Annotated in this window: 10 protein-coding genes and 1 pseudogene; 3 read left to right on the top strand and 8 right to left on the bottom strand. The window is 33.8% G+C overall.

The annotated features are described in order from the left end of the window. Window positions 1–271: 271 nt before the first annotated feature. Window positions 272–2,575, bottom strand: a complete 2,304-nt coding sequence (locus V5M36_RS01050) for a DUF2357 domain-containing protein (RefSeq protein WP_338561127.1) — start codon at window positions 2,573–2,575, stop codon at window positions 272–274. Between the two features lie 55 nt (window positions 2,576–2,630). Further along, window positions 2,631–5,264 carry a hypothetical protein gene (locus V5M36_RS01045; protein ID WP_338561124.1) on the bottom strand — a complete coding sequence of 878 codons (2,634 nt, stop codon included), beginning with the start codon at window positions 5,262–5,264 and terminating at the stop codon, window positions 2,631–2,633. Window positions 5,265–5,821: 557 nt separating this feature from the next. On the opposite strand from V5M36_RS01045, the pseudogene V5M36_RS01040 reads away from it, so the two are divergent. After that, window positions 5,822–5,926 (top strand): annotated as a pseudogene (locus V5M36_RS01040) (IS5/IS1182 family transposase); the annotation flags it as partial. Between the two features lie 77 nt (window positions 5,927–6,003). Here the strand turns inward: V5M36_RS01040 and V5M36_RS01035 are convergent. Next, window positions 6,004–6,237 (bottom strand): helix-turn-helix domain-containing protein, encoded by a 234-nt coding sequence (locus tag V5M36_RS01035; RefSeq protein WP_338561122.1) that lies wholly within the window; start codon window positions 6,235–6,237, stop codon window positions 6,004–6,006. Between the two features lie 80 nt (window positions 6,238–6,317). Here V5M36_RS01035 and V5M36_RS01030 point away from each other — a divergent pair, with 80 nt between their 5' ends. Beyond that, window positions 6,318–6,803, top strand: a complete 486-nt coding sequence (locus tag V5M36_RS01030; protein ID WP_338561120.1) for a hypothetical protein — start codon at window positions 6,318–6,320, stop codon at window positions 6,801–6,803. A gap of 46 nt (window positions 6,804–6,849) precedes the next feature. Next, window positions 6,850–7,122, top strand: a complete 273-nt coding sequence (locus V5M36_RS01025) for a type II toxin-antitoxin system Phd/YefM family antitoxin (protein ID WP_338561117.1) — start codon at window positions 6,850–6,852, stop codon at window positions 7,120–7,122. An 89-nt stretch (window positions 7,123–7,211) separates the two neighbouring features. Here the strand turns inward: V5M36_RS01025 and V5M36_RS01020 are convergent, their stop codons facing one another. From V5M36_RS01020 to ssb, 5 genes are all read right to left on the bottom strand, one after another. Continuing rightward, window positions 7,212–7,631 (bottom strand): hypothetical protein, encoded by a 420-nt coding sequence (locus V5M36_RS01020; protein ID WP_104988039.1) that lies wholly within the window; start codon window positions 7,629–7,631, stop codon window positions 7,212–7,214. A gap of 1 nt (window position 7,632) precedes the next feature. Beyond that, on the bottom strand, window positions 7,633–9,756 hold the full coding sequence (locus V5M36_RS01015) for an integrase (RefSeq protein ID WP_338561112.1): 2,124 nt from the start codon (window positions 9,754–9,756) through the stop codon (window positions 7,633–7,635). After that, the gene (locus tag V5M36_RS01010; RefSeq protein WP_338561109.1) at window positions 9,749–11,305 is read right to left on the bottom strand and encodes a site-specific integrase; all 1,557 of its coding nucleotides are present in this window, start codon (window positions 11,303–11,305) and stop codon (window positions 9,749–9,751) included. The genes V5M36_RS01015 and V5M36_RS01010 overlap by 8 nt, the downstream gene beginning before the upstream one ends. After that, complete coding sequence (locus V5M36_RS01005; RefSeq protein WP_338561106.1) at window positions 11,298–12,524, bottom strand: site-specific integrase; 1,227 nt, start codon at window positions 12,522–12,524, stop codon at window positions 11,298–11,300. Before V5M36_RS01005 ends, V5M36_RS01010 begins: the two co-directional genes overlap by 8 nt. A gap of 155 nt (window positions 12,525–12,679) precedes the next feature. Further along, window positions 12,680–13,267, bottom strand: coding sequence for a single-stranded DNA-binding protein (gene ssb / locus V5M36_RS01000; protein ID WP_338561105.1), 588 nt, complete (start codon window positions 13,265–13,267; stop codon window positions 12,680–12,682). Window positions 13,268–13,281 lie beyond the last annotated feature (14 nt).

The following is a 13,281-nucleotide window of genomic DNA, read 5'->3' as shown; positions in this document are numbered from 1 at the left end:
TTAACAGCATAATGAGACACAACATGACGCATTAAAACTTTATTTATTTTGCTCAAAAGTTTTAGCTATATGCTCTTCAGCTTCTCGAATTGAAATTTGACCATTGATTAACATGAGTAATAGCCCAAAGTTCTATCAAACTTTGACTAATATTGCTCAGACTATCTGAATAGCCACCAAAATTCTAGACACATGAGACAGCCCTATTTAAAAGTTGCCACAAAGGCTTTTTATCACGCACTTCTATCACAAGATGACTCTTTAGGAAAAACTAAAAACGATGCTTCTGCTTACGCAGTTGCTCGAAATTTTTTGTCTCACTCTCATCCTTACTATTAAGTTTAAATAATGGACTTATTAATAAAGAAGTTTTAGACTTTCTCTTATCTAAAGTCTTTTTAGGTTTAGAAATCTCTTTTTTAACAGACTTTAGCTCAATAATAGATTGATCAATATCATTTAATTGAGAAACCCGTTGAGCTGATATTCTAGCTTTCTCTACTTCATCTAGATGTAAGCCTGTAGTAGGCTCTAATTGATCAATATTATCATCGTTAAAATTGATGGAAATTTCTCCCTTATTAATCCTATCATTCTCTATATCAAATAAAGATAAATTATCTTTATTATATAAATCATTCGGATTAATCTGAATCTCACCCAAACCTGTTAAAGTGATTTTAGAGGCCATCATTTCTAGTAAACGAAATATATTACGCTGAATAGTTGATTCAAACTTATGTGCCTTCGCAACATCAATTGAAGCTGTCATGATAGCGGGAGTAATCGTACGAGGTCCAAAAATTGAGTACTCATCATGATGAAAATGACGAGTAATATCTTCCTCATCTGGATTCACAATCATCAATCCGATAGATGTGTTTTCACCAGTTTGACCTATTTGAATACCATGTAAATACTTCATTACGCACTGAGGCATTTCTTCATAAAATGCTTTTTTAGAAGTCATATATTTGGCATCTATAATCAATATAGATTCACGTTCTCTACCTATTAAACGTAATACGATATCTGGGCTACGACGGAATCTAAGATTCTTTTTCGTAGTTTCAGTATTTCTACGTAATAAGAATCCATTTTTACGTCCATCTGGTTTAGCTATAAATCCACGATGGTAATAACCATCTTTCCATGCCTCTGTGTTCCTGTACATAGGAAGAGTAGCATCTGATGCATCACTCTGAAAAATATTTGGCTCATATAGTAATTCAGCTTTTAATTCATTTCCGAATTGGAATATAAAACTATTATCATTTGAACCATCTATTGGTGAGGCTACTAAATCACCATTAAACTGCCTTGAACAATTAAGCACATGCTCTTTTGTGACACAAAATAGATAAAATTCAAATAATTTAGATAAATCTTGAAGGGAGTTTAATTCATTCTGTAGACTCCAGTCTGGATTACCAAAACGTAACCATTCAATCATCATCAAGAAAACTTTCTGATAGGTTAAGTTCTGTTTAGCTTTATGAGTAAAATAAGGCTCTATTACATATATTGAACTGACTTTGACATGAGTTTCTAAGATATGTTTAATCTTAGCCAAACGTCGAATATAATCATTACAACGATCTATACAAGGTTGATTTAAACGTAAATTGAATTGATTTATTTTATTAAATAACGATTCGTAACCCTGCAAAGTTGGTGTATTTCTTTTAACATTAACTTCACGTAAACGATCTAGAATGTTTTTTGTTGAGGTCAATAACTCCTCAATGAAACCATGCAATACCTGGTTCTCGTATAGATTTGTATCTTCTACAATTTCAGTCTCTAAAATCGTGTCTACAGCAAAGTGACGATCATCAATACTAAATAGTGACTCCGACTCATCTATTACCTCATAAATCCCTTCTGGGGAGCTAATAAGATGATTAATTGAGTCTTCAGTGATGTTGGAAAATGGCGTATAAGGCTTAATAGCACTCCTTGAAACCATTCTTACAATTGGATTTCGCACTATTTTGGGTAATGCATCATCAAAAAAATGAAGATATTTTTCAATTCTATCAAGCGTAAAGACTAGTTTTTTATCACCTTCTTTAAAACCTGAATGTTTCCTTGTAATACGTGCAAGTGCCGCTAAATCTCTACCATCATTTCGTGCTAAGAAATCCAGCATTGCATTAATGCGGTCTGCATTAATTTTGCGTGCCAAAATCTCAATATGTTGAAGCTGACTTAAGATCTCAATATCATAAGTTTCATAATTAACCTGCTCTCGATCTACTACCAATAACTCTGCTAAACCACAAAAATTATGGAAGAATGATTCTTTTCGAGAATCACCATATTTAATAGCTTTTGGTTCCCAACGATACTCAAAGTACGGTTGATGTTCATTTGGCGGAAAGTCCTTATTCGGTGGAATAAAAACCTCATGTAATGCCAAATGAATTCTAGGATGCTCTTCTTTTGTAAGCACCTTGAATACCAAAACATCATCTTCACATAAAACGTAGTGGCTATCATCTATAGGTGGCTGAGTAAGATCAAACTCCTTACCGATATTACTCCCACCAATTACTGTGACAACTACTTTCATAAATGAACCTTTTTGCTCACTTTATTCTTAGCGAGAAATACATTTTATTGAGCAATTAAAGCAACGAATATGTATCAGCATACTCTGAACCATTTTCAATAATTTGTTTTAATAGACGTTTTGATTGGGGTAGACGTGATTCAGTAAGTATTTTATCAAGAGCTAACAATCGCTCTTTAAATCCTTTCCCATGCCCTTTAATCTTAGGTAGGACATGCTGAGAGAAGGCAAAATCAATTGGACTAATCTGGTTATAATCTAGTTCATTAGCAACTGCACAATAAGAGTAGATTGCTTTTTGCTTACGTGGAGAAATAAAAATTGCTGGAGTATTTGGAACATCCATTTTCAATTTACTTTGAATTTCATTCATAATATGGAATTCAGAACTTAACTTACCGCCCTCAATGGCTTTATTTAATTTAGACTGATCAATCACAAAGGCTTCGACTAGCTCCAAATAAGGTACTGCTCCACCAAACAATTGAGTTTCAATAATATTAGAAGCCTTATTCGAATTATCTTCATAGCCTAAAGTAATCACACTTGCACGATCTAATAAACGATCAGAAAGCGGTTCAACTGTAGCATCTGTATTAATCGTTGCAATAAAACGTAAGCTAGGAGGCAACTCTAAAGTGAATTTTTTTTCACGTCCACCAAGATTCAGTGTTTTACCATTTTGAAATGTATCACAAATCGATAAAAAATCTGACCAATAATGCTCCATTGGAGATAAGTTAGCTTCATCCAAAAGGATTAAACTTAACATCTCATGATTCGCTTTGTTGCTTTCTGGATCATTTTTGCATTTCTCCAGAGCTTTAAGCATATGATAAATGCCTGTACGACCCTCTTCGTAATTTAAACGGATAGCATTTTTATTACCCAATAAATCTTTACTAGAAGTCCAACCACGTGCAACAGCAACATTTAAGAAGTTACCCTTGTTATTGGGAGCATTGATTTTTAAAGCATTAGCAAAATTATTTACTGTAGATGTCTTACCTACACCCGGCATACCATTAAAAATTGTCAAATAATTTTGCATTACGCTGACAATCAAATTTGCTGTTTCATTGTAACTAATTTCACGCTCACCAGCATTGTTAATCTCTGCTTGAATAGAACTAATGTATGAATTTCTCGTTTCACCAACTAGATTAATAACAGCTTTGGTAAGCCCTTGAATTTCAAAATCTTCATGATCATCTTGAAACTTACCACCATTCATTATTCCCTTAATAGTTACCATCTCTACCGCTTTTTCGGCCAATAAAGCTGGTTGTTGAATTAAGCGAGCTTGATGATTCATAGAACTTTGCATTTCATCTAGTTGAGACTGTTTTTTCTTAATATCCTCATCAACTCCATCTCGGCGACCCTCCAAACGACTTATCTTGAGCTGTAAGTTTTTAATTTCTTCTATTATCCCAAGCTCATTACGTAGATCTTGAATTTTTTTCTGTAATCCTTCCTCTTCTGCTGATAGTTTGGTGCGGTCAAATTCATTCTTTTCCATCGTAACTTGCTGTTGTATTTCAGCAAGCTCTTCATTCAGTTTTATAATTTTCTGATCAACTGTTAACTTTGCAGAACTAAAATTCGCATTTATTTTCGCTAATGTTTCTTCATGTTTACGAGTAAGCTCATCCACTTCAATTTCATTTTTTTGTCTAATTTGAGCTATATGATCTTTTAAGATAGTCGATTCATGAATACTTAAAAAGCCAGTAAGGAATTTCGTACCATCTGGTGAGTTTAGATAGCGTTTAATCAGTTCAAAATCTTGTGTATCTTTAGCAATAAATTTATCAAGAACATTATATAAACGATCAATACGCGGTTGATCTGACTTTTCAAAATGCTCTTTACGGACAAAATTCTCAACTGCTATTCGTAATGTATTTGCATTACTTCTAGAGACAGGGCTATCCGTGAAGAACTCACCTCTAGTAAAATATTGAATAAGCGAAGCATCAGATATGAAGTCAATTACTTCAAATTCAATTAGAGCCTTAACTGCATGTAAACTGCTAAGGTATGTACTTACGTAGTTATTCGAATTAACCTGTAAAATAATTTTCTGTTTTTGAACATCTTTTAAAGAAAACTTTGCAATGTTGTGAGTATTTAGACCTAGAGCATTTATTCGATTTACACTTTCATAAATAATATCATTTTGATTATCTTCCGTAGTGTCTCTACGAATCTGGAACGGTCCATAAAGATAATCATCAACTAATGCTAAAAAAGGGATACCTACAGCTGGTAACCGTGGCATTAACTGGGTAGGTAAGCGTCCTGAGCCAACCGATGGTAAACAAGGTAGTCGAACAACTTCTATGTAGCTTGATTCTAAACGTGAAGTATTAGTTCCAAATGAAAAATATCTTGCTTTGCTATATGAGTTTTGCTTTTCAAATTCGACTCTTTTTTCTTCTTCTGGTGAGTTATCTCGTTTTTCCCACCCATCTCTGTAACTATTTAAATAAAATAATTCATCTGGACCATAGCTCTCTTCAATAAGAGAAAAATCACGACTGATCGAAATTTGGTTATTCTTAGGAAAATCTTCTGGATTTACTGGTATAATTGAAAAATCATCGTTTTCTTGTGCAATAGGGACTACATAACCTTTATCATTACCTGTATTGAATCCACTAAGTCTTTTCACTATTAAACGCATGTTTTTCCCTTAATTTATACAATAAAAACCGTTTTGCTTTTAGTTAAACTAAGGATTTAACACACCCTAATTTACTCTATTAATTATTGGGTTAAATCATCCAATATATTATGATCGATTTTAACATTTTTATAATCATTTAAACTACTATTTTCCATAGAAATCAAATTTCTAACTAAAGAAGAATCTGATGTTTATAAAATAAAGTTAGAAGAGGGAAAAGTCAGTTATGAGATTATATTTTTAGATAAACAAGTTGAGAAATACAAAAAATTAGGACTAAGTTTTCCAAATATCAAAAACAAGATAGCTAAATGCAAGAGCGAAATTTTCCTCATACCTAATCCAGTTACGAGCATATCAGTCCGCTCTAAAGAGCATAATAACCACTTAAAATAATTATCAAATACTTCCAGAAAATGGAATTTCTTTATCAAACTCTATCAAAGTCTTTTCGGTAATTGCATGGCTTGGTAAGACTGTTTCAGAATGAGCAGGCTTATCAACATCAATCATCTATACACCCTTTTGCCGAATATGATAAGCGATCTGCTGCCTCAGCTAAGCATTTTTTCAGTCAGGTAAATAAGATAAATGCACATGTAGCAGTTCTCAACAGATTTACGGAATTAGGGCGACCACATACCAAAGTTGTAACTTAAATCTGAGCAGGTATGCTAAATTTTAATTTTTCAATCTTTGTGCAACAACGTCAGATTTTGAACAAAATCTATTACCACTATTCTTTAAAACTTTTTTTAAAAAATTCAATAATTGAGATATCTAATACAAACAACCAATCATGTAATTCTAAAATATCTAATCTTCTATCTAAATTTTCGACTTTGGCTATGTACGATTGTGGTTTTTTTAAAGATGTAGCAAGTTCTACCTGAGTTATATCTTTGGACTCACGTATCTGAATTAATTCTTTAATCAAGTTTTTGTATCTAGGATCATGTATTGAGCTCATAGCCCAAGATGTTGTACCATTACCAAAAATATCCCAAAATAGGATATTTTCTTGATTAATTCTCCATGTGGTATGTCAATATGTCTACAAATCATCAGCTTAAAAACTGTTTGTTCGATTTTTTATCAAATAGAACATTCACAGGCTATGAGTTTAAAGACTTAAGAACCCTTTTCATTAATCATTATCCTGAGTTTAGGGCTAAAAAATATTATGCAAAAATTTATCAAATAACCAGAGAACTAGCCTCGATAGGCTTAATATTAATTGATAGCAGAACATGTACTTATAAATATTCTTCAAATTATGAACGAGTAGAAATATTAAATTTAATTAGTATTGATGAATCCAATATCGATATTAAAATGAGCTTAGCACTCGAAAATGATAGAGTCCTAGCTGAAATTAAAGAAATCAGTAATGAACTATCCATCTATCAGCGTTATCTGAAACGATTTCCATCACTTTCTGAAATAATCCATAACTTGATTAAGATGAAGAATAAGGAAATTTGTTTGCTAAAGTGCGAGTTGGTTGCAGTTAAAAATATGATAGAAGCATGTTAGGCTTCTATCATATAAATTAGCTTTGATTATTAATAGAGAGTATTCTGTGAGCGATATTCACAAATCTTGGCGAAAAATTATTCCATGTATCAAAAATAGTCACAAACCTATTTTTGTTTGTACGAACAATACACCAAAAGTTACTGTTCTGAATTTTGAAGAATTGAAAAACATGCAGGAAATAATTGAAGCTGCTCGGCGTGAACAGCTAGGACAACAAATGGTTTGTGATCTTTTGGATATTGCTCAGTTAACTGGCCAACCGATCAAACACATGCTTTTGAACCCCATAGGTGTGTTTGAAGAAGCAAAAAAATAAAAAATAGGCCGTTGATGGTATTTATCGATTTTCTGTAAGATTTTATTCAGATACGGCTTATAAGCCATGTAATAATTTACTTTTTTAAATCAATCCGAACTTTTTTTGCTCATTGGCTCATTCAATTTAGCAATGCTTAGCCCATACTTATGGGCATTGTATTGCCACACCACAAACTGTTCCAACAACATAGCATTTTCTTTTTCCAATCTGGCATTCTTAGCTTCCAAAGCTTCAATTTTAGTTTGAGCTATTTTCAGACTAGCAGGGAGTTTTTGCTGTTTTGCTTTTAAAATTTCTAATGCTGCTGGAGATTTTTTTCCTAGATCATAAGCGTTCTTAATTTTTGCAAATTTTTGTAGGGTTTGGCGAGTTGGTGCAGGCACAATCTCTAGTTGTACTTCAATTGCTTTGCATAACTTCTCCCACGTTAACTTTTCATTTGGCGACCAATAATCAAGAATTTCAACAATATCTTGTACATTCTGATCTGTTAGATGCTGTGCCATATTAGCTCCATAAATCCAATGATAAAGAATCATGTAAACCTGACTGCTCTTCAAGCTTTTTACGTTGAGTATTCTCAATAATGGGGATACGTTTACGACCTGCTTTTTGATACGCTAAATCAAGATGTGTCACATGTTCCGAAGGCGGCAAACTTAAAGGCGTTCCATCAAGAATGTTTGGATCATCAAGTAGGGCTATCAACTGTTCACAACGTTTAATAGTAAGCTCTCTAGTACCCAACCAAACCGCTGCACCAGTAACATTTTTACTAACAGCCTCCTTATCCTTTGCCCATAAGATTTTTTCTTTTCTAAGTCGATCTTGAAGTCGTTTTTTCTTTTCTTCATCCCCCTTAATACAGACATGCTCTGTACAATTAAGACAGTTTCTATATTTTAGGCAGGGTTCATCAATATAAGAATGTGTACAAAGTCCAAACTCGGTAGTGTGCATGGACAATGTTGTTTTGGTATTTAACTCTTGTAGAGTTCGAGGTGTAGCTATTTGGAATGTAAATGCACTATCAGTATTTACCGTACTTACCTCATTTTTCTGCATCTCAATTAAACCAAAATTACGATCTTCAACCGAAGTATGGTCATATGTTCGATTTTGCTTCAAATCAGCTCGCCCTGACCATTTAGCGAGTAACATGCTATCCATTCCATTGGTATTTGCTATTGTATTGAGAAGATGCCTAAATTGATGGGTAGACACACTGTAGTCACCATATCCCCATCGTTGGAAAATAGATTGAACATTTGCTAACCCATCACTTCCTTTTTTCTTCTTTTTGGTGGGAGATAAGTCTTCATTTAAAGTATCAATATGTGGCATCCATAGCTCAGTAGTTACTGTTGGCTTTTGGGTATGAAATTGATTTGCAAAGCAACAGAAAAGCGCTTCAGACCATTTTATTTCTATGCCAGCACCCACTTGAAACGGTACATATGGGAAGCCTTCAGGTAAGCGACTTCTTATCAATTCATTCAAATCATTCAAACTATATATATTATTCTTTCTTTCTAAACCTCTTACTGCCAAGAATTGATTGCCTGAAGTTCTAGCTGTTGTTGTATCCGAATAATTTGACTCATCAAAACCTAGCGCTTGCAATACTTGTTTTTTTGTTAACAGTTGCTCATCAGAGACTTCTGGACATAATTCATGTCGAGGAAACTTATCACTATTTTCTAACAGAGATGCAAATAGTCTTGCTTTTTCAGAAATTTTTTTTAATCGTTTAATTGCTAATTGAACAGTTGGGATCATGACACCTGGAATATATTTAATATCGTACCCAAAATTTTTCTGCGCATACCATCTAATACCAAATACAGTTTCACTATTAGAACCATCTACTGTAAGCCCTAAACTACTCTTAGAAAGCGTTTGGGCTTCTTCCTGGTGGATACCATTCTGCTTTAAGAAAAATAGCTCTGATGCTCGTTCTGGCGCAGCTAGAAGCAAACCCACAGCACTGGTGACAAAAATATCTCTATCTGACAGTTCTGAATCTTTCCGCGAGAAAATATCAGCTAATGCAAAAATCGCATCCTCATCAGGAAGTTTAGACTCTCTATGTTCCTCTGACTCCTCATCTAGCACAATCGATTTATCAGCAGGTTTTTTAAGTGGATTTTTCCACTCTGGCAAAGCTAATACCTTTATTTGGCGTAGAAAATCCAAAAGAACTTTTAATTGTCTTCCTACATGATAAGCAGAGCTTGCTTTGTAATTTTTCTTAGCATTTTCAGCAGCCAAGTCAAAATCAGCAATAACCAATTTAGTTAAATCAACTTCACTATTTCGGTCTAAGAATATTTGCTCTATTGCCCGAATTGAAAGAATTGTGTCTTGAGTTTTTAACTTGCTATTAATTCTTTGATACTTAACATACGCCTTTGCAAATTCTAGAATTGAATGATGTAAAAGATTTTCGGGTAATCTATCTTTGGATGAAATACCCATTTTGACAAAGTTTACTTCACCTTTCCAATAATTCTCATCAAATCTAATATCTTCATTCAATTCTGATAACTGCTTAACAAAATCAATAAACCGCTTAATTTCAGAGCAAGGAGATTGGATATTGTCAGATGGAAAATATATTAAATTATCCATGATTGAACTCCTTACAAGCATCAATAACTTGCTGAACGGCAATAATTGTACGGTCATTCACAGCAGCGACTTCAAGGCTACAACCCATATTAATTAGATCATCTCGCTCTTTAATTAATTGCTCTAGAACCAAATGATGAGGTGCTTTTGCCCAAGGCATAAACTTGCTACACAGATAACATGCGATTGGTGCATAATCATTGCAGTATTGATTTGTACCACATGAACCAACGTCACAATCTTGTTCTACAGAAGAAATCCTATTCGCATCTTTAATTTGTGATTGGGCTTCAATCTCATCTCTTACAACTTTCCCCTGAAAAGCATCTGCGTATTTGCGTAAACTCTCATCCATGATAGATGATATTTGCTGTGCAATTTCTGGCACACTTTGTACATAGCAATGTGCATTTTGGGTATCATGATGATCCAATAATTTTGCGATGACGTTCACACCCGCTTTCTGCCTAGCTGCATTTGTTCCAAGCGTATAGCGAAATCTATAAGCATTAACAAATATTGGATCACCTGTTTCCCTTGAACGAACACCAAGCTTTCTTACCGCATCTTTTAACTTTTGAGTTAATTGAACCGTAGGCAAATGAATAATTTCTTTTGGCAAAATTTCTGAAATTTCATGCCGATTTTCCCAATCCAAATTAACCAATTTCTCAAAATCATAAAATAGCGGTAGCTCTGCAAACTCTTGTTCAGATAGCTCTCGTTTTATTTCTTTACTTAATTTCTGCTTTAAAATTCGAGTATGCTCAAACAATATTTGTACGATACTTTCACGAATTCCTACTTCACGAAAAGCATAACGAAATCCACTAGCACCTCTTATTTTAGCTTTTGGAATATTGAGTACATGAACTTTTTTTTCATCCTTAAACTTATACTTATCGGTCTCGTATAAGTCTTTTACTTTTAACCCAGCAATTTGAATTGGTCGTCTACCAGTCGCACAAAAAACACGAATTAGAGCAGCCTCATAATAGGAAATCTTATTTTCTGCTAAATATTCATTGGTTCTAGTGATAATTGTTTGAAATTCGAATGGGCTAAATGGACCTTCATCTGGATCAAGGGAAAGGACTGCTGCTCCTTTTTCATTGCCACTCAATCTCCATGAGTCCATTAGATCGTAAACTTCATCATCTACTGAGGAATAACCCAAATCATATAGTTTCTTCAAAAAGACTCGTAGCATAGCTACTTTGTATTCATCTTTTTTTGCCGAATAAAAATTCTTATAGTTTAAAAGACCTTTAATTGAAAAATGATTCTCTTCTGTAATATCAAAATATTTACCAATATATTCGCACATGTTTGCTGTATGTGAACTTGAACTATACTTAGCAAAATGAACTAAAGTCATGATCACATCTGATTGGACAGAAAACTCATAATTTCGTATCCGAGAGATATCTATAGTTTTATTGATATCTAATACCCATTTCTGATCATCGATATTAAACTCATAACCTTTGAATGAGGTAAACGTATTTTGCCATTTATTTAAACTATCGTTTCTAGTTGATTTATTCATTTTCATTCTCAAATTTTTCTTGGATAGCTAATCCAACCTCTACGGCACGCTTATTCTCTGCACGTCTTGAATATCTTCTTGCACTTTGTGAGTTAGGTATCCACCCCATCAGATACGCACGATCTCTCTCAGCCTGGTCTTCTGTTATTTTTCCAGATTTAATTAAAGTCTGAACTTTATCTGTATATTTATCATTCCATGTATGCCTAAATGCATGTGCATGCACATTGAATAAAACGACTTCAGAAATTTCTGAAAAAATTTTGTCTAGTGCATTAATTGAAAGCGGCTGCCCCTTATTTGATAAGATCAAAAAGTCTGTTAACTCTGCATTAGGCACTGTCGATCTATGATTTAGAATATAAGTATCCAATTTTTTCTTTAGATTCTGGTTGAGTGCAATTGATCGACTTCTGGTTTTAACCAACGGTTGATATAGCCTAGAATCACTTCCATCATGAGGATTACGCTTAATAGTAAGATACGACGTACCACCTTGAGAGGGTTTTATATCTGTAATTTTTAAATTTAATAATTCACCTTTACGACACCCAAGATATAAAAACAAATAGGTAATCAGCTCATTTCTATAATTAATGTAATCTGAAGTCCAAATACGGTTCTGATTATCAGGATCAACTGCCTTTAAAATTTTATTTAGTTGATCAGTATCAAAAGATTTGTATTCAGCCTGAATATCCATGGACTTACGAGGTCTACGAGATTTTAAAAACTGCTTTGTACTTGTTATTGCAGATGAATGAAGATGCGTCTCAAACCACCCAATATATTCGGCAAAATTAGTTAACCGCCGATATATCAATTGTTTGGATACATAGTCCTGAGTAACAACCAATTTTGCTCTAGCTCGCTCTTTGTTATTACTTTTTGGAAAACTTATGATCTTTTTTTTTGAAGCTGTCCCGCTTAATCGGCTACGATTGAAACTGGTTAAATTTACTAAAGCTTCGATTTCATCTAATTTTAAAAAATCTTTATTTTTAATCCTTTGTTCCAAATCAATTCCTAACTTATCCAATAACTGAAACAGCAACTTAATATCTTCTAGAATAGCTGTAATAGTATTGATTGATTGACCACGATTTCTTAAATGAATGATCGTATATAAATTTGGATAAGTCATAGGAACACCATCACTATTCAAAAGAACAGCGAATCTCTCACCACCACTCATTACAAATCTTTTAACAAACATCATGGCTTTATTTAACAAAATATCTAAGTATTAAATATCATAAATCATAAGTAAAAAAATTTACAGAACCATTTCTAGTATCTGTAAATTTCTTTTGTAACTAACTGCTAATAAAGAATAATTTTATAAACTTTACAAAATATGATCTCTAGTAGGTGTCAGAACGGTAAGTCGTCATCTAAATCAGCAGGTGCGCTTGCCATTGGCTTCGCAGGTTGCTGTTGTGGTTTAGGTGACTGGAAACCTTGATTCACATTGTTGCCATAATTACCTTGTGGCGCAGCAGCAGGTGCATTGTTATAACCACCGCCCTGTTGACCCGCATAACCGCCCGCTGGATTTGCATTGGCATTGTTGTTAAAACGAGGTTGATTATAACCGCTATCTCCAGCACCTTCATTTTGCTGACGATTGTTTGAATCAAGCATTTGCATTTGCTCACCACGAATTTCTGTGGTGTAACGCTCTTGACCACTTTGGTCTGTCCACTGACGAGTACGTAATGAACCTTCGATATAAACTTTAGAGCCTTTACGAAGGTATTGCTGTGCAATTTCACCTAAACGGTTATGCAAAACAATACGGTGCCACTCTGTTTGCTCTTTACGTTCACCTGAACTTTTATCAGTCCACGATTCGCTGGTTGCGATTGAAAACTGAGTCAATGAGCCGCCATTTTGAAAAGTTTTTGTTTCAGGGTCTTTACCCAAAGTACCAACTAAGATTACTTTATTTACGCCGCGCATTTGCTGTTATCTTC

This window comes from Acinetobacter sp. KS-LM10 (genome assembly GCF_036896575.1).
GTDB classification, from domain to species: domain Bacteria; phylum Pseudomonadota; class Gammaproteobacteria; order Pseudomonadales; family Moraxellaceae; genus Acinetobacter; species Acinetobacter avistercoris.
Note: the sequence above shows the minus strand (reverse complement) of the source record. Positions and strands in the feature narration are given on the sequence as shown.